The organism is Streptomyces torulosus, assembly GCF_001419765.1.
Classification (GTDB): Bacteria; Actinomycetota; Actinomycetes; order Streptomycetales; family Streptomycetaceae; genus Streptomyces; species Streptomyces torulosus.
This window is the reverse complement of sequence record NZ_LIRK01000185.1, coordinates 1-21,829: the sequence shown is the minus strand read 5'-3', so window position 1 is coordinate 21,829 and position 21,829 is coordinate 1. Positions and strand designations below refer to the sequence as shown.

At 70.7% G+C, this 21,829-nt stretch carries 24 protein-coding genes and 2 pseudogenes; 19 read left to right on the top strand and 7 right to left on the bottom strand.

Annotation, left to right across the window (positions count from 1 at the left end; genetic code table 11):
- A partial coding sequence (locus tag AOK23_RS44930; protein ID WP_107102782.1) for an alpha/beta hydrolase occupies positions 1-685 on the bottom strand: 685 nt, incomplete at its 3' end.
- Positions 686-892: 207 nt separating this feature from the next.
- Between AOK23_RS44930 and AOK23_RS13625 the strand changes: the two genes are divergently transcribed.
- Both AOK23_RS13625 and AOK23_RS13620 read left to right on the top strand, forming a co-directional pair.
- On the top strand, positions 893-1,672 hold the full coding sequence (locus AOK23_RS13625) for a response regulator transcription factor (RefSeq protein ID WP_055712978.1): 780 nt from the start codon (positions 893-895) through the stop codon (positions 1,670-1,672).
- A 106-nt stretch (positions 1,673-1,778) separates the two neighbouring features.
- Positions 1,779-2,801 carry a LacI family DNA-binding transcriptional regulator gene (locus AOK23_RS13620; protein WP_055712977.1) on the top strand — a complete coding sequence of 341 codons (1,023 nt, stop codon included), beginning with the start codon at positions 1,779-1,781 and terminating at the stop codon, positions 2,799-2,801.
- Between the two features lie 125 nt (positions 2,802-2,926).
- Here AOK23_RS13620 and AOK23_RS13615 read toward each other — a convergent pair whose 3' ends face one another.
- Both AOK23_RS13615 and AOK23_RS49725 read right to left on the bottom strand, forming a co-directional pair.
- Positions 2,927-3,109, bottom strand: coding sequence for a hypothetical protein (locus tag AOK23_RS13615; protein WP_240496376.1), 183 nt, complete (start codon positions 3,107-3,109; stop codon positions 2,927-2,929).
- A gap of 85 nt (positions 3,110-3,194) precedes the next feature.
- A pseudogene (locus tag AOK23_RS49725) lies at positions 3,195-3,497 on the bottom strand (trypsin-like serine protease); the annotation flags it as partial.
- A 716-nt stretch (positions 3,498-4,213) separates the two neighbouring features.
- On the opposite strand from AOK23_RS49725, the gene AOK23_RS13605 reads away from it, so the two are divergent.
- The 4 genes from AOK23_RS13605 (at position 4,214) to AOK23_RS13590 (ending at position 8,131) form a co-directional block, all read left to right on the top strand.
- Complete coding sequence (locus tag AOK23_RS13605; RefSeq protein ID WP_055712974.1) at positions 4,214-5,425, top strand: S1C family serine protease; 1,212 nt, start codon at positions 4,214-4,216, stop codon at positions 5,423-5,425.
- 117 nt (positions 5,426-5,542) lie between these two features.
- Entirely contained in the window at positions 5,543-5,803 is a 261-nt protein-coding gene (locus AOK23_RS13600) for a hypothetical protein (protein ID WP_055712973.1), read from the top strand.
- Between the two features lie 133 nt (positions 5,804-5,936).
- Complete coding sequence (locus AOK23_RS13595; RefSeq protein ID WP_055712972.1) at positions 5,937-6,671, top strand: response regulator transcription factor; 735 nt, start codon at positions 5,937-5,939, stop codon at positions 6,669-6,671.
- Positions 6,668-8,131 carry a sensor histidine kinase gene (locus AOK23_RS13590; RefSeq protein ID WP_055712971.1) on the top strand — a complete coding sequence of 488 codons (1,464 nt, stop codon included), beginning with the start codon at positions 6,668-6,670 and terminating at the stop codon, positions 8,129-8,131. The genes AOK23_RS13595 and AOK23_RS13590 overlap by 4 nt, the downstream gene beginning before the upstream one ends.
- 225 nt (positions 8,132-8,356) lie before the next feature.
- On the opposite strand, the pseudogene AOK23_RS13585 reads toward AOK23_RS13590, so the two are convergent.
- Positions 8,357-8,578: pseudogene (locus AOK23_RS13585) on the bottom strand (DUF6247 family protein); the annotation flags it as partial.
- Between the two features lie 342 nt (positions 8,579-8,920).
- Here AOK23_RS13585 and AOK23_RS13580 point away from each other — a divergent pair.
- The 3 genes from AOK23_RS13580 to AOK23_RS13570 all read left to right on the top strand — a co-directional run bounded on the left by AOK23_RS13580 (position 8,921) and on the right by AOK23_RS13570 (position 10,352).
- Positions 8,921-9,208, top strand: coding sequence for a hypothetical protein (locus tag AOK23_RS13580; RefSeq protein WP_055712970.1), 288 nt, complete (start codon positions 8,921-8,923; stop codon positions 9,206-9,208).
- A 114-nt stretch (positions 9,209-9,322) separates the two neighbouring features.
- Positions 9,323-9,586 carry a hypothetical protein gene (locus AOK23_RS13575; protein WP_055712969.1) on the top strand — a complete coding sequence of 88 codons (264 nt, stop codon included), beginning with the start codon at positions 9,323-9,325 and terminating at the stop codon, positions 9,584-9,586.
- Positions 9,587-9,698: 112 nt separating this feature from the next.
- The gene (locus tag AOK23_RS13570) at positions 9,699-10,352 is read left to right on the top strand and encodes a hypothetical protein (RefSeq protein ID WP_055712968.1); all 654 of its coding nucleotides are present in this window, start codon (positions 9,699-9,701) and stop codon (positions 10,350-10,352) included.
- A 26-nt stretch (positions 10,353-10,378) separates the two neighbouring features.
- Here AOK23_RS13570 and AOK23_RS13565 read toward each other — a convergent pair whose 3' ends face one another.
- Both AOK23_RS13565 and AOK23_RS13560 read right to left on the bottom strand, forming a co-directional pair.
- Positions 10,379-10,588: a DUF397 domain-containing protein gene (locus AOK23_RS13565; RefSeq protein WP_055712967.1), complete on the bottom strand. Its 210-nt coding sequence runs from the start codon at positions 10,586-10,588 to the stop codon at positions 10,379-10,381.
- Complete coding sequence (locus AOK23_RS13560; RefSeq protein WP_055712980.1) at positions 10,585-11,412, bottom strand: helix-turn-helix domain-containing protein; 828 nt, start codon at positions 11,410-11,412, stop codon at positions 10,585-10,587. The genes AOK23_RS13565 and AOK23_RS13560 overlap by 4 nt, the downstream gene beginning before the upstream one ends.
- Positions 11,413-11,561: 149 nt before the next feature.
- On the opposite strand from AOK23_RS13560, the gene AOK23_RS13555 reads away from it, so the two are divergent.
- The 3 genes from AOK23_RS13555 to AOK23_RS13545 all read left to right on the top strand — a co-directional run bounded on the left by AOK23_RS13555 (position 11,562) and on the right by AOK23_RS13545 (position 13,094).
- Positions 11,562-11,816 carry a hypothetical protein gene (locus tag AOK23_RS13555; protein ID WP_107102780.1) on the top strand — a complete coding sequence of 85 codons (255 nt, stop codon included), beginning with the start codon at positions 11,562-11,564 and terminating at the stop codon, positions 11,814-11,816.
- Complete coding sequence (locus tag AOK23_RS13550; RefSeq protein ID WP_055712966.1) at positions 11,816-12,121, top strand: hypothetical protein; 306 nt, start codon at positions 11,816-11,818, stop codon at positions 12,119-12,121. Before AOK23_RS13555 ends, AOK23_RS13550 begins: the two co-directional genes overlap by 1 nt.
- Positions 12,122-12,203: 82 nt before the next feature.
- A complete protein-coding gene (locus AOK23_RS13545) occupies positions 12,204-13,094 on the top strand; it encodes an AraC family transcriptional regulator (protein ID WP_055712965.1) in 891 nt (296 codons plus the stop codon).
- Between the two features lie 113 nt (positions 13,095-13,207).
- Here AOK23_RS13545 and AOK23_RS13540 read toward each other — a convergent pair whose 3' ends face one another.
- Positions 13,208-15,010 carry a bifunctional metallophosphatase/5'-nucleotidase gene (locus AOK23_RS13540; RefSeq protein ID WP_055712964.1) on the bottom strand — a complete coding sequence of 601 codons (1,803 nt, stop codon included), beginning with the start codon at positions 15,008-15,010 and terminating at the stop codon, positions 13,208-13,210.
- Positions 15,011-15,570: 560 nt separating this feature from the next.
- Between AOK23_RS13540 and mshD the strand changes: the two genes are divergently transcribed.
- The 7 genes from mshD (at position 15,571) to AOK23_RS13505 (ending at position 21,773) form a co-directional block, all read left to right on the top strand.
- Positions 15,571-16,500 carry a mycothiol synthase gene (mshD, locus tag AOK23_RS13535; RefSeq protein ID WP_055712963.1) on the top strand — a complete coding sequence of 310 codons (930 nt, stop codon included), beginning with the start codon at positions 15,571-15,573 and terminating at the stop codon, positions 16,498-16,500.
- A gap of 127 nt (positions 16,501-16,627) precedes the next feature.
- Positions 16,628-17,023: a GntR family transcriptional regulator gene (locus AOK23_RS13530; RefSeq protein ID WP_055712962.1), complete on the top strand. Its 396-nt coding sequence runs from the start codon at positions 16,628-16,630 to the stop codon at positions 17,021-17,023.
- Positions 17,020-17,976, top strand: coding sequence for an ABC transporter ATP-binding protein (locus tag AOK23_RS13525; RefSeq protein ID WP_055712961.1), 957 nt, complete (start codon positions 17,020-17,022; stop codon positions 17,974-17,976). The genes AOK23_RS13530 and AOK23_RS13525 overlap by 4 nt, the downstream gene beginning before the upstream one ends.
- A complete protein-coding gene (locus tag AOK23_RS13520; RefSeq protein WP_055712960.1) occupies positions 17,973-18,959 on the top strand; it encodes an ABC transporter permease subunit in 987 nt (328 codons plus the stop codon). The genes AOK23_RS13525 and AOK23_RS13520 overlap by 4 nt, the downstream gene beginning before the upstream one ends.
- Positions 18,956-19,948: an ABC transporter gene (locus tag AOK23_RS13515; RefSeq protein WP_055712959.1), complete on the top strand. Its 993-nt coding sequence runs from the start codon at positions 18,956-18,958 to the stop codon at positions 19,946-19,948. Before AOK23_RS13520 ends, AOK23_RS13515 begins: the two co-directional genes overlap by 4 nt.
- Positions 19,945-20,934 carry a hypothetical protein gene (locus AOK23_RS13510; RefSeq protein WP_055712958.1) on the top strand — a complete coding sequence of 330 codons (990 nt, stop codon included), beginning with the start codon at positions 19,945-19,947 and terminating at the stop codon, positions 20,932-20,934. The genes AOK23_RS13515 and AOK23_RS13510 overlap by 4 nt, the downstream gene beginning before the upstream one ends.
- Entirely contained in the window at positions 20,931-21,773 is an 843-nt protein-coding gene (locus AOK23_RS13505; protein WP_055712957.1) for an ABC transporter permease, read from the top strand. Before AOK23_RS13510 ends, AOK23_RS13505 begins: the two co-directional genes overlap by 4 nt.
- Positions 21,774-21,829: the final 56 nt, after the last annotated feature.

Here is a 21,829-nt window from a genome sequence, read left to right as displayed (position 1 = left end):
GGGGGACCGACTCCACCGGGGAGGGCGGGACGGGGTCCCATTCGCGGTGGTGGATGCGGGTGCCGAAGCCGTAACGGCCGACGAGACGGCCGGCGGGGCGGGTGACCAGCCAGTGGAGGCGGCGCATGGGGGCCGTGCCCCGGTAGTACCAGCGGGCGGGCGCGCTGACCGAGACGACCGCGTCGATGCCGGCGTCCGGCAGGGCCGCGTGGCGCAGGACGACCGAGCCGCCCATGGAGAAGCCGACCGTGACGACGCGTTCGTACCCGAGGTCGCGCGCCCAGCGGACGGCCGCCGCCAGATCGAGGACCTCGCGGTCACCCACCGTGGAATGGCCGCCGGACCGTCCGTGGCCGCGGAAGGAGAAGGTCACGACGGAGCCGTACCGGGTGAGGGCCGCCACCACTCTTCGAACATGCGGCCGGTCCACACCGCCCGTGAACCCGTGCGCGACGACGATCGCCGGCTGGCTTCCGAGTGGCTTTCCGGTGTCATCGGAGAGAAGGTGAGAGGCGTTGTATACGACACTGCCCGGGTCGTATACGGCCTCGATATTCACCCCGTCTTCCGTGCTCAGAAACCTGCGCAAGGGGCTCGTCGGCGGTCGGGAAGCGGTTCGGTTCCCCGTCTCAGAGTCCGGGATATCGAAAGATCGCGTCACATCACCTGCCGGACCAGCTCTCATGTGGGCTATTCTGCTGGACAGAGGACTCGGGCAACGTAGCCCCCGGGTCCTTTTGTGCTTTCGGAAGCGTTGTATACGAAGCGGGAAACGCCAGGTGACCGCAGGTGTACGGGGCCCCGGGAACGCAGAGCAGAACGCTGTGAAGTTCCGCAGTGCAGTTCGCAGTGCCGTAAACGTCCTCGCAGGGACCGAGGAGGAACCAGACATATGAGTTCTCTGCTGCTCCTGACCAATGCCCTCCAGCCGTCGACGGAGGTGCTCCCGGCTCTCGGCCTGCTGCTCCACAACGTGCGGGTGGCCCCGGCGGAAGGCCCCGCCCTCGTCGACACCCCCGGTGCCGACGTGATCCTCATCGACGGACGCCGTGACCTCCCGCAGGTCCGCAGCCTGTGTCAGCTGCTGCGCTCCACCGGGCCCGGCTGCCCGCTCATCCTCGTCGTCACGGAGGGCGGCCTCGCCGCCGTCACCGCCGACTGGGGCATCGACGACGTCCTCCTCGACACCGCCGGCCCCGCCGAGGTGGAGGCACGGCTCCGGCTCGCCATGGGCAGGCAGCAGATCGTCAACGACGACTCCCCGATGGAGATCCGCAACGGCGACCTGTCGGTCGACGAGGCGACGTACTCCGCCAAGCTCAAGGGCCGCGTCCTCGACCTCACCTTCAAGGAGTTCGAGCTCCTCAAATACCTCGCGCAGCACCCCGGCCGCGTCTTCACGCGCGCCCAGCTGCTGCAGGAGGTCTGGGGCTACGACTACTTCGGCGGCACGCGCACCGTGGACGTCCACGTACGACGACTGCGCGCCAAGCTCGGCCCCGAGCACGAGTCGCTGATCGGCACCGTCCGGAACGTCGGTTATCGATTCGTTACGCCCGAGAAGGGCGAGCGCGCGAGCGACGAGGCGAAGGCCAAGGCCGGACACTCAAAGGCGGAGGATGCGGACGAGACGGCGCCCCTGGAGGCCGCCGAGGTCGCGGCCGAGGCGTAGTGCGCGGCCTCATCCCCTCCTCCCCGCACGGCGGACGCGGGGCTCTCGCACAGACGAGCCCCTGTACGCCCTGCCCAGGGGCGGTCCATCCGCGTAGACTCCGCGCGTGGCCAAGGTGACTCGAGATGATGTGGCGCGACTGGCGGGTACTTCCACCGCCGTCGTCAGCTACGTCATCAACAACGGACCCCGGCCGGTCGCCCCGGCCACGCGCGAGCGTGTCCTCGCCGCGATCAAGGAGCTGGGGTACCGGCCCGACCGGGTCGCCCAGGCCATGGCGTCGCGCCGCACCGAACTGATAGGCCTGATCGTCCCGGACGCCCGTCAGCCGTTCTTCGGCGAGATGGCGCACGCGGTCGAACAGGCGGCCGCCGAGCGCGGCAAGATGGTCCTCGTCGGGAACTCCGACTACATCGCCGAGCGCGAGGTCCACTATCTGCGGGCGTTCCTCGGGATGCGCGTCTCCGGACTGATCCTGGTCAGCCACGCGCTCAACGACAACGCCGCCGCCGAGATAGAGGCGTGGGACGCGCGCGTGGTGCTGCTGCACGAGCGGCCCGAGGCGATCGACGACGTCGCCGTGGTGACCGACGACCTCGGCGGCGCCCAGCTCGCCGTGGAGCACCTCCTCTCGCACGGACACGAGTACGTCGCCTGTCTGGGCGGCATCGCCGAGACCCCGCTGGTCGGCGACCCCGTCTCCGACCACGTCGAGGGCTGGCGCCGCGCGATGGACGACGCCGGCATCTCCACGGAGGGGCGCCTCTTCGAGGCCCCGTACAACCGCTACGACGCGTACACCGTGGCCCTTGACCTGCTCTCCGGCCCGGACCGGCCCCCGGCGATCTTCTGCTCCACCGACGACCAGGCCATCGGCGTGCTGCGCGCCGCGCGTGAGCTGCGCATCGAGGTGCCCGGCGAGCTGGCGGTCGCGGGCTTCGACGACGTCAAGGAAGCGGCGCTGACCGACCCGCCGCTGACCACGGTCGCGACGGACCGCACGGGGATGGCCCGCGCCGCGGTCGACCTCGTCCTCGACGACGGCCTCCGCGTGGCGGGCTCCCACCGGGAACGGGTGAAGCTGTTCCCGTCGAAGCTGGTCACACGGCGGTCCTGCGGCTGCGCGTAGCGCCGTAAGGCTTCGGGTGCGTGGTCGACCGCGGGTCCGCCGTGGCTGGTCGCGCCCGCGCGGCGAAGCCGCATGTGTCACCGCCCCGCGCCCCTGAAAGGCCGCAGCCCACCCCTGCCGGGATGTCAGACGCGGTCGAGCTGCCAGGCGATCGCGCCGGTTGCCCCTTCGCTGCCGTCGACATCGATGCGGAGCGGCTCGGCGCCGGTGACGCGCTGCTGGACGAGGGCGCCGTCGCACGGCACGGCGACACCCTTCCGGCCGGAACCCGCAGGCCTGAACGCCAACTGCGCGCTGCCCTGCCCCACGCACACCAAGGTGATCCGGTACGGCTTGCGTCAGCCCCCAGCCGTACGCCGTGGCCTGGGTGCCCGGCGTGTACAGGGCGCTGTCGGTGGACGAGGCCAGCGGCAGCCACTTCTGCTCCAGCGGGCGGTCCAGGGTGAGGACGGCGACGTCGTTGCGGATGTTCTCGGCGTCGTACTTCGGGTGCTGCCACTGCCGCAGGACGCCGGCGGCCGTGCCCGTGGTGTCGTCGTTCAGGTCGGTCGCGCCGGCGAGGACCGCGCCGTTCTTCACCCAGTCGAGTCCGGCGGTGCAGTGAGCGGCCGTGAGGACCTTGTTCGGGGCGACCAGGGTGCCGCCGCAGAAGTAGCCCTCACCGGCGTCGGCGTCGTAGTAGGCGAGCTGGACCATCCACGGGGCGGCGGAGATCGTCGTCTCACTGCCCCCGATGATGAACGGCGAGGGGGTGGAGGGCGACGGAGTAGGGCTCGGCGACGGACTCGGGGACGAGTCCGTGGCTCCGGGGGTGTCCGTCGTCGGTCTCGCCCCGGCCTCCGCCTCCGCCGCCTTGAGCACGCGTTCGCGCAGCTCCTTCGCGGAGGCCTCGGGGGCGGCGGGCAGGTCGAGTGTCAGGGCGGGGCGGGCCGGTTCGTCGGCCGCGGTCGCGGGCTGCGCCGCGAGGAGGGCGGTGCCGCTCAGCGCGAGCGTGAGGGCGGCCGCCGGCAGTGCCTTGAGGGCACGTATCACTCAGGGCTCCTGGGGTGCGTGGAGGTCGTCGGGTCGTCGTCTTGAGTCGTCGTCGAGTCGTCGACGTCGTGCTGGACGTCGACGTCACGGGCGTGGAAGGCCCGAGAAGGGCGTACGACGCCGATCAACCGCGAACCTGGTTGTCCCCGCGGAGCCCCCTCCGGCGCGGTGATCGTAGGCCCCGGCAGCCCCTCCGCACACGGGGATTACGGTCCTCAGGCAGCTATTCGGATGCTGCGTTCCTCGGCATCACCGCACCGCAACCCTTTGTTTCCCATGCGGCCGGGGCCAGCAGCCTTTATATGGGGCATACGAGGTTCTGCCGGGCTTCTCAGGGAGCACTCAGGGAGCTCTCATGGTGGCGCGCCAAGCTCTGTGCCATGACCGAGAGCTTCCGCCGCAGCGGCGAACAAGAGAACCCCTATCAGGGTGACCAGCAGCAGCACGGCACCTCTCCGGTGAACCCGGAGTGGCCGCCCCCGCCGGCCTACGAGCCGACTCCGCCGCCGGCGCCCGCGTACGGCTCCGCCGACCACGGCTCGACCGGGTACGGCGCGACCCACCACGGCTCGACCGGGTACGGCGCGACCCACCACGGCACGGCCGGACATGGCTCGGCCGGGTACGGGTCCGCCCCGACCGCTCTCCTCTCCGAGCCGGTGTCCTCCGGTGCCGCTCCCGCGGCGGCGGCCTCGTCCTCCTCCGCGTCCTCGTCCGCGTCGAAGAAGCGCGCCAAGGGCCCCCTCGCTCTGGTGGCGGCCGTGGCGATCGTCGCGGCGGCGATCGGCGGCGGTACGGCGTACGGGATCCAGGAGCTGACCGGCAACGACACCGTCGCCTCCAGCTCGACCAGCACGAGTGTGGTGCCGACCAGCCAGAAGGGCACCGTCGCCGGGGTCGCCTCGGCGGTCAGCCCGAGCATCGTGGAGATCAACGCCAGCTCGAACGGGGGTGAGTCCACCGGCTCCGGTGTGATCATCACCAGCAACGGCGAGATCATCACCAACAACCACGTGGTCTCGGGCGCCTCCCGGATCAAGGTGACGACCCACAGTGGCAAGACGTACAGCGCCGAGGTCGTCGGCACCGACAGCAAGAAGGACCTCGCGCTCATCAAGCTGCGGGACGCCTCCGGGCTGAAGGCGGCGACCCTCGGCAACAGCAACGGGGTCAAGGTCGGCGACCAGGTCGTGGCGATCGGCTCCCCCGAAGGGCTCACCGGCACGGTGACCAGCGGAATCGTCTCCGCGCTCGACCGTGACGTGACGGTCTCGACGGACGAGGGCCAGCAGCAGCAACAGCAGCAGGGCGGTGGCGGCGGGTGGCCGTTCGAGTTCGGCGGCCAGGAGTTCAACGGCGACACCGGTTCCTCGACGACCACGTACAAGGCGCTCCAGACCGACGCGTCCCTCAACCCGGGCAACTCCGGCGGCGCCCTCATCGACATGAACGGCAACATCATCGGCATCAACTCCGCGATGTACTCCGCGTCCTCCTCGGGCGACGCCGGCAGCGCGGGCCTCGGCTTCGCCATCCCGATCAACACGGTCAAGTCCGACCTGGGCACGCTGCGGGCGGGCGGCTCGGACTGACGGCCACCGCGGCCGCCGTGCCACCGCGGCCGCCGTGCCACCGCGGCCATGGCGGCCACCGTGGCCACCGTGGCCACCGTGGCCACCGACTGACTCTCCTTCGACCTGGAGGTCGACATGATCAAGCAGGTTGCGCACGACGTCCCGGCCGCCGACGGCCCCGCCGGACAGGGACTCCCCGGACAGGGACTCGCCGGTCAGGACCCGTACGGCCTGGGCCCCTCCGGCCTCGGTCTCGCCCTCGCGGTGGCGGCCGAGCTGCACCCGCCGGTCACACGGGCCCCTGAGGTCGCGCCCGCCGCTACCCGGGCCATGGCTCCTCGACGGAAGTCGATAGCCACGGCGGCCCGCACCCATCGCCGTACGACTGTCGGATGATCGGCTGAGGCTCGACTTATCCACAGCCCTGCCCAACCCGGCGCCCTGGAACGTGCGAGGCTGAGTCCGGATCGACCACTCCTCGCTCCCTCTCCCCCTCCACGTCCCACCGCACCCGAGGAACGACACGACCATGAGCCCCGCCGAAGGCGACCGTGAACCCCAGCGCATCCTCATCGTCGACGACGAGCCGGCGGTGCGCGAAGCACTCCAGCGCAGCCTCGCCTTCGAGGGGTACGACACGGAGGTCGCGGTCGACGGCGCGGACGCGCTGGAGAAGGCGACCGCGTACCGGCCGGATCTGGTGATCCTCGACATCCAGATGCCCCGTATGGACGGCCTGACCGCCGCCCGCCGGATCCGCGGCGCGGGCGACACGACCCCCATCCTGATGCTGACGGCCCGCGACACGGTCGGCGACCGTGTCACCGGCCTCGACGCGGGCGCCGACGACTACCTGGTCAAGCCCTTCGAGCTGGACGAACTCTTCGCCCGCGTCCGCGCGCTGCTGCGCCGCAGCTCGTACGCGGCGGCCGTCGCCGAGACGGCCCAGGAGGACGAGGCGCTCACGTTCGCGGACCTGCGGATGGACCTGGCGACCCGTGAGGTGCGGCGGGGCGACCGGCCGGTGGAGCTGACCCGTACGGAGTTCACGCTGCTGGAGATGTTCATGGCGCACCCGCGCCAGGTCCTCACCCGCGAGCAGATCCTGAAGGCCGTCTGGGGCTTCGACTTCGAGCCCAGCTCCAACTCCCTCGACGTGTACGTCATGTATCTGCGCCGCAAGACGGAGGCGGCGGGCGAGCCCCGCCTCGTCCACACGGTGCGGGGCGTGGGGTACGTCCTGCGACAAGGCGGCGCGGAGTGAAGAAGATCCTGCGCCGCTACCGCACCCTGCCGATCCGCACCCGCCTGTCCCTCCTGGTCGCGGCGGCGGTCGCGTTCGCGGTGGCGGCGGTATCGGTGACGTGCTGGTTCATCGTGCAGGGGAAGCTGTACGACCTGGTCGACGACCAACTCGACAAGGCCATGGGCATGGGGGCGATCCAGGACCAGGCCAGGTACGCGGTCAACAACTGCACCCAGACCGTCGGCGAGCAGAACCCCCGCTTCGGTCCCCGCAACACCTACTTCCAGGTGGTGTTGGACGATGGGACGTCCTGCGTTCTGGACTTCTCCTCCGGCCTGGTCAAGGTGACCCACACCGACATGGAGGTCGTGAACGGCACCGAGCGCACCGAGGCCATCTACCACAACGGCACCGACACCAAGGGAAACGACGTACGAGTCAAGACCCAGCCGGTGAGTATCGCCGATCCGGAGACGGGCCAGCTGTCCAACGCGGCGCTGATCGCCGCCCTCCCCCTCCACGGCACCCAAGCCACCCTCAACGACCTGGCCCTGATCCTCCTCCTCGTCTCCGGTATCGGAGTCGTCGGCGCCGGAGCGGCCGGGCTGGCCGTGGCCCGCGCGGGGCTGCGCCCCGTCGACAAGCTCACGGACGCCGTCGAGCACGTGGCGCGCACGGAGGATCTGAGCATCCGTATCCCGGTGGAGGACGAGAGCGAGGACGAGGTCGCCCGGCTGTCCCGCTCCTTCAACTCGATGACGAGCGCGCTGGCCAGCTCCCGTGACCTGCAGCAGCAGCTGATCGCGGACGCGGGCCATGAACTCCGCACCCCGCTGACGTCCCTGCGGACGAACATAGAGCTGCTCAGCCGCAGCGAGGAGACGGGTCGCCCCATCCCGGCCGACGACCGCAAGGCCCTGCTCGCCTCGGTGAAGGCACAGATGACGGAACTGGCCTCGCTGATCGGCGACTTGCAGGAGCTGTCCCGCTCCGACTCCGGTCAGAACGGCGGCCGGCTCCAGATCGTCGACTTCCAGGAGACGGTCGAGGCCGCGCTGCGCCGGGCCCGGCTGCGGGGTCCCGAGCTGACGATCACGTCGGACCTCCAGCCCTGGTACGTACGCTCCGAGCCGTCGGCGCTGGAGCGGGCGATCGTCAACATCCTGGACAACGCGGTGAAGTTCAGCCCCGAGGGCGGCACGATCGAGGTGACGCTGGAGTCCGGCGTCCTCACGGTCCGGGACCACGGCCCCGGCATCCCCGCCGACGAACTCCCCCACGTCTTCGACCGCTTCTGGCGCTCCCCCAGCGCAAGGGCCCTCCCCGGCTCCGGCCTGGGCCTCTCCATCGTGGCCCGCACGGTCCAACAGGCAGGCGGCGAAGTCACCCTGACCCGCCCGACCGACGGCGGCACCCTGGCCACGGTCCACCTACCGGGCGCGGCCACCCCTCCACCGGAGTCACCGGAGACCGCGTAAAGAGGTCTGCAGTCACTGCCAGAAGACCTCATCCACGACGATCTGCGGAGATCCGCATCCGTCTCGACACCCCGAAAATTGGGGTCCTTCGCCGTGACCAGTTCGGCGCGCGCGGCGTCGATCATCTTCCGGCCCTGCTCGGGCAGCGAGTCGCGGGTGGCCTGGGCTTTGAGCGCCCAGTCCATCTGCCACGGCGGGCCCATGAATCCGCTACTCGTCACTGGCCAGTTTCGGATCACAGGCGATCGCGTACTCGACCCACCAGCGCGCCATGAATGCCGGCACCGGGCCCAGGTCATAGGCGTCGGCGATCGCCCATTTCCAGTGCGCGTCGAAGTCCGGAAGAAGCTGGGGAGCGTGCTCGGCGATCGCCCTGCGCAGTGCCGCGGGGGTCCGCTCAGGCGTGGGAGGGACGACCTGATCGAAATCCTCAGCGCGCGCAGCCATGACCGAGGTCCTCCTTCCTCGCGTCGTGTCTACGACCATAACCGCGCTCACCACCGCAGCGCGGCTCGTCCACGCTCGCTCTCGGGCCGGGCCTGTGGACGCTCTGACCGGTGGTGGAAACCTGCATCGAAGTTCGCGTTGACCGCCGTGGTGCCACCGTGGATGAACGGACCGGTCCGCGTCCTGGTTTTCCGGTCGGTTCACCCCGCGGAGCGGGGTGTGCCGTCCTTGAGGGCAGTACCCGAAGAGACAATAGAGACGGTTGTGTCGGGGTTCGTACGGTGGTCGTCCTTCCCCAGCCCCACCGGGGGGATCCAACGGGGACGATCGCTGTGAGGGACGATGCAGAAGATCAAGCTGGTCGCCACCGGCGTAGTGACCGCGGCGCTGCTGGCCGGGACCGGACCGGCGCAGGCGATGTCGGGACAGGACGCGACGGACGCCGTGGCGGCGAAGGGCTCGTCGAAGCTGAAGATCCTCAAGGAGTTCGACTATTCGCGGTCCAAGACACGGACGTTGCCGCTGCGTCAGGGTGAGTACTACCGCAACAGCAAGGGGAAGATGGTCGGCTTCGGCTGGACCAAGATCAAGAAGCGTCACAACATCACCAAGTACGGCATCATCGGCTGACTGGCCAAGTCGCCCAACGTCGCGTCCCAGGGCAACAGGCGGTACGGCCTCACCGGGTTCGCCCACCACATCAAGTGCAAGTCCGGCAGCTGCAAGATCGTGGACCGCCGCAAGATGATCCTCGTGACGGACGAGACGGCGACGCCGGTCGGCGAGGGCCCCCGCTTCGCGTACTTCGGCGCGGTGACGTCGTTCTGCTACGACACGAAGAAGACCCTGAAGTGCCCGACCTGGGTGAACACCAAGTTCAAGATCCCGAAGAGCGCGGCGGCCGACGTGCAGTCCATGAACTCCGGCACGGCGCGGGACGGGGAACGCTACATGTTCACGTACCAGCCGATGAAGACCGTCAAGGGCGCCCTGACCTTGGCGTCTTAGCCGCCGCGAAGTCGGGTGGGCGGGTCGGTCGAGGGCCTGTGCGCCGCTTCGGGCATCGTGTGATGTCCGGGGCGGCGTCGCCCTGTTCGGGAAACCCTCGGGAGGACCGCGGATGAGCAGGCACGGGGAAGCCCACGAGCACGGGAAGCATGGGAAACATGGCGAGCGAGGGAAGCGCGGGGAGTTCAGGGAGACGTCTCGGTACGTCTTCTCGTACGAGCCGCTCGGCGAACCGGAGTCGGGGGCGGGACCGGCCGACACCACCGAGCGGGATCGCCGGGACGCCGAGGTCGGCGCGTTCCTGAACCATGTCGCCGAGCTGGCCTTCGAGGCCGGGCCGAAGGGGCTGGAGCTGCGGAGCGTGGACGTGGCGGCCCGCACGTGCGCCTTCCGGCAGGAACGAGAGGTGGACCCCCGGCCGCCGGTACGGGCGCCCGGCGAGGCGTCGGGCGGAGCGGTCCTGCTGGGCTCCCCCTCCTGGGCTCATCTCGCACACCTGGTCGGCGAGCTGCCGTTTCTGTTCTCGTTCCGCGAGTACGGGCCTGAGGGCGGACCGGAGCTGCGCGGCGTGGACGCGCCGACACGGGAGTGGGCCGACGTACTCGTGGAGCACCGAGGCGAACAGTGGCGCGTACGGGTCGCTCTGGAGGGCCGCGAACGCCCCGTCGAGTTCCCCGGAATGGAGATCGGCGAGCTGTTCGGCGAGGGCGACTACCGGAGGTTCCTCCTGGACGGCACGACGGATGTGCTGGACGCGGGGGTGTAGACCCGAAGGCCGCCGCTCTCAGGTGCTCACTCGGCCGGGCCGGCCTTGACTCCGTCCACAAAGCGGGACCAGGAGGAGGCCGAGAAGAGCAGGGGGCGGGCGTTCGGGGTCTTGCTGTCGCGGACGGGGACCAGGTCGAGGGGGCCGTCGGCGACTTCAAGGCAGTTGTTGTCTCCCCCGTCGCTGTAGCTCGACTTACGCCAGGTGGCGGTGCTGAGGTCAGGGGTACGCGTCATGATCTGTGCTCCTCCAGTACGTCCCTGATGAACGTCAGCGAGTCCGACGGGGAAAGCGCCAGATCCCGAAGCCGATCGTAGGACAAACGGTGGTGGGCCACGTCCTCTGGATCGTCCATCAGCAGACCGCTGCTGTCACCTTCCGTGTAGGCGACGGCACTTCCGTCCTTCTGCCACATCAGCGTCAGCGAGCCCCTCGCCATCAGAGGGTGCATGCCCGCGGAGAAGGGCAGCACCTGGATGACGACGTTCGGCCACCGCGCGGCGGCCTCAAGGTGCAGCAACTGGCCCTCCCAACTCGCTGCGCTGGCCGACGGGCGACGGAACGCGAGTTCGTCGATGAGGAAGCGGACGTGCGGCGCCGGGTCCTTGCGCAGCAGAAGCTGCCGTCCCATACGCGCGGCCACCTGCTCCTCGACCAAGTCGTCAACCTCGGGTGTTGTCTGAGGCCCAGACAACACCTCTCGGGCGACATCCTCCGTCTGCAACAGGCCCGGCACGTTCGGCGCGTACTTGTGCATGATCTGCGCCGTCGCCTCCAGCCGCATGAACTCCTTGTACTTGTCCTTGAAGGCGTCGTACCGCGCCACCTTCCAGAGGCTTACCAGCAGGTCAACGCACCCGTAGTAGCCGTCCAGGTCCTCCATCACAGTCACCTTGGACAGCCGCTCTCCCGACTCGAGACGGCTCAGGTAGCTCTTGTCGTACCCCGTGTCATCGGCGAGCTGCCCCAGCGACTTCCCGGCGTTCTCCCGGAGGAACTTCAGCGTCCGACCCAGCACGGCCCGCCCGGATTCCCGTTCCCCGTCAACCGATTCGCCCACGTCACCCCTCCCCGTTGCCTGGCGCTCCAGGCAACGCCAGGACTCTTCCCCAACGTACGCCGCAGCCGTGACGATCTGATCGCGAACGGTAATCACCGCTCGTCATCCCGACCCTGAAATAACCCTGAGACGAGAAGGGGAGCTTTGCCATGCGCGAATTCTTCGCGAGACTCCGGGAGGTGCTGGCGGCCATGCTGCCGCCCGTGTTCATGCAACGGCACGCGGCCGTGCACCCACAGCCTGTGGATACCCACGAGCCACCCGAGCCCCTTCCGCTCCGCTCCCCCCGACCCGTCGACGACCTCTGGCCCTTCGAGCCCTACGACAACTTCGTGCGGCCGTACGTGCTGAGCCCCGAGGAGCTGTACGCGTACGGCGTGGACATCGGCGGGGTGTCCGCGTGATGCCCGGGCTGCGGCTGCTGCCCTGGACCTCTCCCGACGGCAAGCCCTGTTATCTCGCCCCGGACACCGCGCACCCGGGCACCCTGTCCCTGCTCGCCGACCACGTGGAGGTGATGCAGCTGGGGTCGGCGGAGGAGGTCGCGGCCGGTGGCAGGGCCGTACTGGGGGACCCGGTGGCCGGGGAGCGGGCGTTGCGGTTCGCGCTCACTCGGGCCGTGGAGTCGTTGGAGGACGTCGTACGGATCGCCGTCAGCCGGGGGCAACGGCTCGACGAGACCTCCGCGCCCATCCCCGACACAGAATGACCCGACCCGACCGGGCACAGGATGTCGGGTGCGGTGCGGTGTCCTCTTCCTAGCGTGGACGGCGCAAGGGAAGGAGACCGAGGTGCTGGAGCGGCTGAACGAGGCCCTGGATCACATCGAGTCGCGGCTCGCCGAGCCGGCCGAGCCGATCGAGGTGACCGAGCTGGCCCGGATCGCGGCCACGTCGGAGTACCACTTCCGTCGGCTGTTCTCCGCACTCGCGGGGATCCCGCTCTCGGAGTACATCCGGCGCCGGCGGCTCACCGTCGCGGGCGCCGAGGTGCTCGCCGGGGAGCGGACGCTGCTGGAGATCGCGGTGCGCCATGGCTACGGCTCGGGCGAGGCGTTCGCACGGGCGTTCAAGGCGATGCACGGGGTGGGGCCGGGCGAGGCCCGGCGGGACCGTGCGGCGCTGCGTTCGCAGCCTCGGATGTCCTTCCGTCTCGTCGTGGAAGGGAGGAGCAGCATGCGATACAGGATCGTGGAGAAGGAGGAGTTCCGTGTGGTGGGGAGGAAGGTCAGGGTGCCGCTGGTCCATGAGGGGATGAACCCCGGGATCGTCGAGTTCGTCCGGGGGCTCGGGCGGGACACGATCGAGCGGATCGCCGCGCTGTCCGACGGGGAGCCGGCGGGCGTCCTCGGGGTGAGCGACAACCTCGACCCGAGCCGGGCGGAGGGGACCGAACTCGACTACTACCACGCCGTGGTGACCTCATCCGCCGCGGCCGACGTCCCGGACGACCTGGACTCGCTGGTCGTCCCGGCGGGTTCGTGGGCCGTCTTCGAGAACTCCGGCCCGTTTCCGCAGGCCATCCAGTACCTGTGGCGGGACGTCTTCACCCAGTGGTTCCCGTCCAACCCGTACCAGAGCAGGCCGGGCCCGGAGATCCTCCGCACCCGCCTCTCCGAGGACGCCACCGAGGCGGACGCGGAGCTGTGGATCCCCGTGGAGCGGACCGCGGCCGGAGCATAGAAACCGGACAGGAGAAACGCGGAACCCCGCGCCCCGGAGTACACCGGGACGCGGGGAACCGACGGCTACGGCGAGCCGACCGATACGGCGAACGGCTCGATACCGCGAACCGACTAGCTGACGATCGTGATGCGGTTGGCCACCGGCGGGGCGATCGGGTTGCCCGCCGAGGAGTTGGCGAGCAGGTACGCCTCCAGCGCGGCGAGGTCGTCGCCGCCGACCAGGTCGTTCGTGCCCTGGCCCAGCGTGGTGATGCCGTCGCCGCCGCCCGCGAGGAAGCTGTTCGTCGCGACGCGGTACGTGGCGGCCGGGTCGAGGGCCGCGCCGTTGAGCTTGATGGAGTCGACGACGATCCGGTCGGCGCCGGTCTTCGTCAGGTCCAGCGTGTACGTGAAGCCGGTGGAGGGCAGCAGGATCTTCGGCGAGGCCGCGTTGGAGCCGCTGACCTGCTCCTTGAGGATCTGCACGAGCTGGGCGCCCGTGAAGTTCTGCAGGTTCACCGTGTTGGAGAACGGCTGGACGGTGAAGCCCTCCGCGTAGGTGACGACGCCGTCGCCCTCGCTGCCCTTGGCGGCGTAGGTGAGGGGCGCGCGGACACCGCCGGGGTTCATCAGCGCGAGGTCGGTCTCCGGGTCCAGCTTCTTGCCGGCGGCGAGCTGCGCGTCGGCGATGAGGTCACCCATGGGGGACTCGGTGCCGGTGCTCGGGATGTCGGCGGATATGTAGCCGATGGGCCGGTTGCCGATGGGCGCGGCCAGCGTGTTCCACCGGTTGATGAGGTCCGTCATGTCGGCGGCCTTCGCCACGTCACGGGTGACGACGTGGTTCGCGGACTTCACGGCCGTACGGGAGATGTCACCGGTGACGCGGTCGTACGTCAGCGTCGTGTCGGTGTAGAGGCGGCCGAAGGACGCGGCCGACGTGACCATGCGCGGCTTGCCCGACGGGTCCTTGATCGTGCAGGCGTACGCGGCGTGCGTGTGGCCGGTGACGAGGGCGTCAACCTTCGGGGTGATGTTCTTGGCGATGTCGACGATCGGGCCGGAGATGCCGTCACCGGCGCCGGGCGAGTCGCAGTCGTAGTTGTACGACGTGGAGGCGGGGGCACCGCCCTCGTGGATGAGCGCGACGACGGACTTCACGCCCTGGCGCTCCAGCTCCTTGGCGTACTTGTTGATCGTCTTGACCTCGTCCTTGAAGGAGAGGCCCTTCACGCCCTCGGCGGAGACGACACCCGGCGTGTCCTCCAGGGTCACACCGATGAAGCCGATCTCGACGCCGTTCTTCTTCCACACCCAGTAGGGCTTCAGGAGGGGCTTCTTGGTCTTGTTCTCGATGACGTTCGCCGCGAGGTACGGGAAGTCCGCGCCCTTGAACTTCTTGCCCTTGACGTAGCAGCCGGCGGTGGGGTGGCAGCCGCCCTTCTGCAGGCGGGCCAGTTCCTTGGCGCCCTCGTCGAACTCGTGGTTGCCGACGCTGGTGACGTCGAGGTCGAGGTTATTCAGCGCCTCGATGGTGGGCTCGTCGTGGAACAGGCCCGACAGCAGCGGCGAGGCGCCGACCATGTCACCGGCGGCCGCCGTGATCGAGTACGGGTTGTCCCCGCGGGCGTCGCGCAGATGCGTGGCCAGGTACTCCACACCACCGGCGTTGATCGTCGTGGTCGTGCCGTCCTCGTGCAGCTCGGTCACCCGGCCCGAGGAACCGGCCGGCGGCTCCAGGTTGCCGTGCAGGTCGTTGAACGACAGCAGCTGCACGTCCTGGTACCGGCTCGGCTTGGTCTTGCCCGGCTTGGCCTCACCGGCGCTCGCCGGGATGGCGGCGGCCAGCGCACCGACGGTCGCGAGGCCGGCCGCGACCGCGACGATCCGGTTGCGGCGGCTGCCACGGCGTTGCGCGTGGGGTGTGGCTGACATGTGCCCCCCTGGTTCGTAAGAGACGTAAGGAAAACGTGAGAACAGGCCCCGTCGGCCCGAAGCGTAGATTCAACGCGCGTAGCGCGACAGGGGGTTCATGGTTACGACCTGGTTGCCATCGAGGAGGATGGTTGACAAAACGGGGCGTTCGACCCGCCCGAAAGGGGCGTGGGAGTGCTACATGTGCCGCTCCGCGGCGAGCGCGGACAGCCCCGGGCCCGGCTCGACCTCGGTGGCGGGATCTCGTCATCCACGGCGCGGGATCCGCCCCGTGCCGCTCCGCCGCGCAGGTGGGATCGTGCCCCGTGCCGCTCCGCCGCGCAGGTGGGATCACGTCACCCGTCGCTCCGCCGCGCAGGTGGGATCACGTCACCCGCCACTCCGCCCGCGCAGGCCGGTTCGCGTCACCCGCCGCCCCTCCGCGCAGGCCGGTTCGCGTCACCCGCCGCCCCTCCGCGCAGACGGGATCAGGCCATCCACGTGCCCGTGCCCGCCGCCCCGGGGAACCGACCGGGTTCCGAGGCGCCCTCCCGTGGCGGCCCCCGGTTAATCTCGAACCCATGACCAGCGACGACGCCGCCCGGCCCCACTCAGCCGCCCGCAGTATCGAGACCCGCCTGGAACTCACGCCCGACCAGAGGGCGGCCGTCCTCGACCTCCTCGACGAGGCCGCCCAGGTCGACGGCCAGCCCGCGGTGTCCGAGCAGGGCCGCCTCCAACTCCGCGGCGGCCCCCGCGAGGGCGTCCGCCACCTCCTCCTCACCGTCGGCGACACCCTGGTCGGCTACGCCCAACTGGAGGACACCGACCCCGTCGAGGCCCCCGCGGCCGAACTCGTCGTGCACCCCTCGCACCGGGGCCACGGCCACGGGCGGGCCCTCGGTTCGGCGCTGCTCGCCGAGTCCGGCAAGCGGCTGCGCGTCTGGGCGCACGGCGGCCACTCCGCGGCCCGCCATCTCGCCCAGGTCCTCGGTCTCACCCTGTTCCGCGAACTGCGCCAGATGCGCCGCTCGCTGGCCGATTTCGACCCCCCGGAGCCGGTCCTCCCCGAGGGCGTCACCGTCCGCGCGTTCGTGCCCGGCGAGGACGACGCGGCCTGGCTCGCCGCGAACGCGGAGGCGTTCGCCCACCACCCCGAACAGGGCTCCCTCACCCAGCGCGACCTCGACGACCGCAAGGCCGAGCCCTGGTTCGACCCGGCCGGCTTCTTCCTGGCGTTCCGGGGCGACGAACTCGCCGGCTTCCACTGGACGAAGGTGCACGCCGCCGAACAGCTCGGCGAGGTCTATGTCGTGGGCGTCCGCCCCGGCGCCCAGGGCGGCGGCCTCGGCAAGGCGCTCACCACGATCGGCCTGCGCCACCTGGCCGCCCAGGGCCTGCCTACCGCGATGCTCTACGTCGACGCGGACAACAAGGCGGCGGTGACCGTGTACGAACGCCTCGGATTCGTGACGTACGAGACGGATCTGATGTATCGCAGCGAAACCTGACGCACGGGGCGGAGACCCGGGGCTCCCCCGGCGGAAGTCGTCCACAGGCAGGGGGCGGTGTGTTGACACCGCCCCCTCTCTTGCACCACCCTTTCACTACTCAATTAGTGAAAGGGTGGTTGTTCGAGTGGTCGAGTACCGCATCGACCGGCGCAGCGGTGTCGCCACCTATGTGCAGATCGTCCAGCAGACCAAACAGGCCCTGCGGCTCGGCCTGTTGGAACCCGGCGACAAGCTGCCCACGGCCCGCGAGGTCGTGGAGGCCACCGCCATCAACCCGAACACGGTGCTGAAGGCCTACCGCGAGCTGGAGCGCGAGGGCCTGGTCGAGGCCCGCCGCGGCCTCGGCACCTTCGTACGGAAGTCGTTGGGCGCCCATCCGGTCGACTCCCCGCTGCGCGCGGAGCTGGACCGGTGGACCGTCCGAGCCAAGGAGACCGGGCTCGAACGGGGCGACGTCGAGGCGCTGTTCACCTCCGTACTGGACGAACACTTCAAGGAAGATCAGGGGGACGAGGCATGACCGACACGGCCATCGAGGCGGCCGCACTCGGCAAGAGGTTCGGGTGGCGACAGAAGGGCTGGGCGCTGCGCGACTGCACGCTGCGGCTCCCGGTGGGGCGCGTCTGCGCGGTCGTCGGACCGAACGGCGCGGGCAAGTCGACCCTGCTGGCCCACGCGGCCGGCCTGCTCGCGCCCACCGAGGGCGGCATCACCGTGCTGGGCACGACCCCGTCGGCGGCCCGCGAACGCATGGCGTACGTCGCCCAGGACAAGCCCCTGTACCCGCAGCTCACCGTCGCCGAGACCCTGCGCATGGGCGCCGAGCTGAACCCCCGCCGCTGGGACGCGGCCGTGGCCGAGCGGATCGTCGATGAGGGCGGGCTGGACTTCGGCTCCAAGATCCGCTCCCTCTCCGGCGGCCAGCGCACCCGGGTCGCGCTCGCCCTCGCCCTCGGCAAGCGGCCCGAACTGCTGCTGCTGGACGAGCCGATGGCCGACCTCGACCCGCTGGCCCGGCACCAGCTGATGGGCACCCTGCTCGCCGACGCCGCCGAACACGGCACCACGGTTGTCATGTCCTCGCACGTCGTGGCCGAACTCGAGGGCTCCTGCGACCACTTGTTCCTCCTCGGCGGCGGCCGTGTCCGCCTGGCCGGCCCGCTGGACGCGCTCATCGCCGCCCACACCCTGGTCACCGGCCCGACCGGCGACCTCGCTCCGCACATCGTCGTCGAGTCCCGTACGACCGGCCGTCAGATCACCGCGCTCATACGACCCGAGGGCCGGATCGCCCCCGGCTGGCAGACCGCCGAGCCGACCCTGGAGGAGCTGGTCCTCGCCCACCTGCGGGCCCCCGGCGCCCCGGCGCTCACCCTCACGGACGAGGGGGACGCCGACAACAGCCAGGGCGGGAACGGCGGGAACGACGACGGCGAGACCAACGGGACGCGCACCCGCGGAGCCTCCGTATGAGCGCCGTGACCGTCGTGTCCGCCGGGACATCGCAACGCCGCCCCGCACACCCCGCCCGCGCCCTGGCCCGCGCCGTGCTGCGCCCGCACCAGTCGGCCCTGTGGTTCTGGGGACTGCTGGTGGCGCTCATCGGCGGCGGACTGCTCTGGGCCGCGGGGCCCGGGTTCGACGCCGTCTGGGACGCCTACCTCAAGAGCGGATGCAGGGAGACCGACTACTGCGACATGGGCTCCGCGTACCAGCGCTACGACATGGTCGTCACCCTGGGCCCCGCCGTCCTGAGCGTCGCCCCCGCCCTGATCGGGGCCTGGGCGGGCGCCTCGCTGATCGGCCGCGAGCTGGAGAGCGGCACGGCGAAGCTGGCCTGGACCCAGTCCGTCACCCCGGCCCGCTGGCTCGCCGCCAAGCTGGCGGTCCCCGCCGCCCTGATCGTGTCGGGGACGGTCCTGCTGACCCTGCTGAACCGCCTCGTGTGGTGGCGGGAGGAGCGGCTGCGGCACGCGGTGGGCACCCGGGACTGGTTCGCCGTCACCACCTTCACGGGCAACGGCATCCTCGCCACCGCCTACGCCCTCCTCGCCCTGGCCGTCGGCGTGGTGGCCGGCCTGCTGCTCCGCCGCTCGCTGCCCGCGCTCGCCGCCGGGTTCGCGGGCACGGCCGCCCTCATGGTCGTCCTCCAGGGGAACCGGCACCACCTGTGGCCCGTGACGGAGGTCCGCGCGGCCGCCTCGGAGCCCCTGTGGACCGGCATGCTCGTCGACCGGGGCCTCATCACCGCCTCGGGCGACCGGATCTCAGACTCCCTCTGCGAGGACTTCGACTGCGGCCGGAGCGACGTCGTCGGCTACTGGGCCCAGTCCCACCCCGCGTCCCACTTCTGGCCCCTCCAGCTCGTCGAGACCGGCATCGTCGTCGCCGTCACCGCCCTGCTGGTCCTCGCCTCCTTCCACCTGCTGCGCCGCCGCACGGGAGGCGCCGCGTGACCGCCCTCACGACCACCGCGTCCCGCACGAGAGGCGGCCCGCGCGGACTGACCTGGACGCTGCTGCGCCTGCACAGCGCGGCCGTGTGGTTCTGGGCGCTCCTCGTCGCCGTGGCCGCCGGGTCCCTGCTGTGGGCCGCGGTACCGGGCGGGGACGCCGCCTGGGCCGTGTACCACTCGGGGCCCTGCGCCAACGGAGTGGTGGACGAGGGGTGCAACATCAACGCCCCCGCGATCGAGCTGTACGGCACGGCCATGTACCTGGGCTCCGCGATCATCAACATCGCGCCGCTGCTCGTCGCCGTCTGGGCGGGCGCCGCGCTGATCGGGCGGGAGCTGGAGAACGGCACCGCGAAGCTGGCGTGGACCCAGTCCGTCACCCCGGCCCGCTGGCTCGCCGCCAAGCTCGCCCTCCCCGCGGGCCTGCTGACCGCCGGTGCCCTGCTGCTGGTCCAGCTGCACCGGATCATGTGGCAGGCGCACGACAGCCGGTGGAAGGGGGCCGGTGTCTGGCAGTGGCACGACAGCCAGATCCTCATCTCCAACGGCCCCGTCGCCGTCGCCCACGTCCTGCTCGGCCTCGCCGTCGGCGTCCTGATCGGCCTGCTCACCCGCCGCTCCCTGGCCTCCATGGGCTACGGCTTCTTCACCATGGGCGGTCTGCTCTACGCGCTCGAACTGGTCCGGCCCCACCTGTGGCCGGCCATGACCGCGACGAAGCGGGCCGCCGAGGGCCAGCCCCCCTACATCGGCATGACCGTCGAAGAGGGCGGCATCACCCCCGGCGGTGACCGGGTCCCCGACCTCTGCCTGATGAGCACGGACTGCATGCCGGGAGAGGACGTCGTCGGCTACTACCGCGACTACCACCCCGCGTCCCACTTCTGGCACCTCCAGCTCGTCGAGACGGGCATCGTCCTCGCCGTCACCGCCGTGCTGGTCGTGCTCTCCTTCCGCCTGCTGCGCCGCCGTACGGGAGGCACGTCATGACAACGACCGTCGACGCCACCGCCCCCACCACTCGAGGACGGCTGCGCCCCCACGGCCTGACCCGGACCGTCCTGCGTGTGCACCGCCCGGCCCTGCTGGTGTGGTGCGCGTACGTCGTGGTGACGGTCGGGTGGATGCTCTGGCTGCACTACGTCACGGGGGCGCAGGCGCGCGCCGCGCGGGACATCTGCCGTGCAAAGGACGGCGCCTGCGTCGACTTCGACACGTTCGCCTTCGATCAGGGCATGTCCATGGCCGGTGCCCTCGTCGCCTACACCTCCTATGCCGTGGCCGCCTGGGCGGGTGCCTCCCTGACCGGGCGCGAACTGGAGAGCGGCACGGCCCGACTGGCCTGGACCCAGTCGGTCACCCCGACGCGCTGGCTCACGGTCAAGCTGGCGGTTCCCGCCGTCGTCCTCACCGTGGGCACCACGGTGCTGATGCTGGTCTACCGCTGGATCTGGTCGGCGAACGAGGGGGTGCGCAGCGACGAGTGGTACTACAGCGACCCCTTCGTCAACCGTGGCCCCGCGGTCGTCGCGTACGCCCTGTGCGCGCTGGCCGTCGGCGCGCTGGCGGGCCTGGCCCTGAAGCGGGCGCTGCCGGCGCTGGGCACGGCCCTCGCCTTCATCGCCTGCTTCCACCTGTACCTCGACGAGCGGTCGGACACGCTGTGGCCGGCGAAGACGCTCACCGGCACCGCCGCGAGCCGGCTGCCGATGTCGGCCGACCAGCTGGAGCTGGGCGCGGTCACCGGCTCGGGTGCCCGGATCAATGACCTGACCTGCTTCGACATGGACACCGACACCGGCTACGCCAGGTGCATGGCCGACAACGGCTTCACCGACCTGTACGCCGAGGTGCACCCCCAGTCCCACTTCTGGCCCCTGCACCTGATGACCACCGGCCTCGTCCTCGCCGTCACCGCCCTGCTGGTCCTGGCCTCCTTCCACCTGCTGCGCCGCCGTACGGGAGGTACGTCATGACGACCGCCGTCGCCGCCACCGCCACCGCCGCTCGTCAAGGCCCCCGCCCGCGCGGCCTGACCTGGACCGTGCTGCGCGTGCACCGCCCGGCGCTGCTGGTGTGGTGCGCGTACGTCCTGCTGATGACCGGCTGGATGCTCTGGGTGCACCACGTCTCGGCCGCGCGGGTGCGCGCCGAGCTGGAGGCCTGCCGGAGGGTGGAGGGCGGGTGCATCGACGTGATGACGTTCAGCCACTCCATGAACGAGGGCTGGATCGGCACCTTCATCGCGTACTCCTCCTACGGCGTCGCCGCCTGGGCCGGCGCCTCCCTCATCGGCCGGGAGCTGGAAAGGGGCACCGCCCAGCTGGCCTGGACCCAGTCCGTCACCCCCACCCGCTGGCTCACCGCCAAGCTCGCGGTGCCGGCCGTCGCGCTGACCGTCGGGACCACCGTCCTGGTCCTGGTCTACCGCTGGTTCTGGTCGGCGAGCCGGGACCTGCGGGGCGGCGAGTGGTACGAACCCGACCCCTTCCTGAACCGCGGCCCCGCGGTCCTCGCGTACGCCCTGTGCGCCCTGGCCGTCGGCGCCCTCGCGGGCATCGCCCTGCGGCGCTCCCTGCCCGCCCTGGCCGTCGCCTTCGGCTTCGTCCTCTGGTTCCACCTGTACGTCGACCGGCACTGGCACGAGCTGTGGCCCGCGAGGACCCTCTCCGGCACCGACGGAAGCCGGTTCCCCAGCGACCACCCCGCCTCGCACTTCTGGCCCCTGCACCTCATGACCACCGGCGTCGTCCTCGCTGTCGCCGCCGCGGCCACCGGCGCCGCCTACTGGCTGCTGCGCCGCCGCACCCGCTGACCGCACCCCGGACCCGGCACGCCCTTCCTACGGGGGGAAGGGCGTGCCGGGTCCGG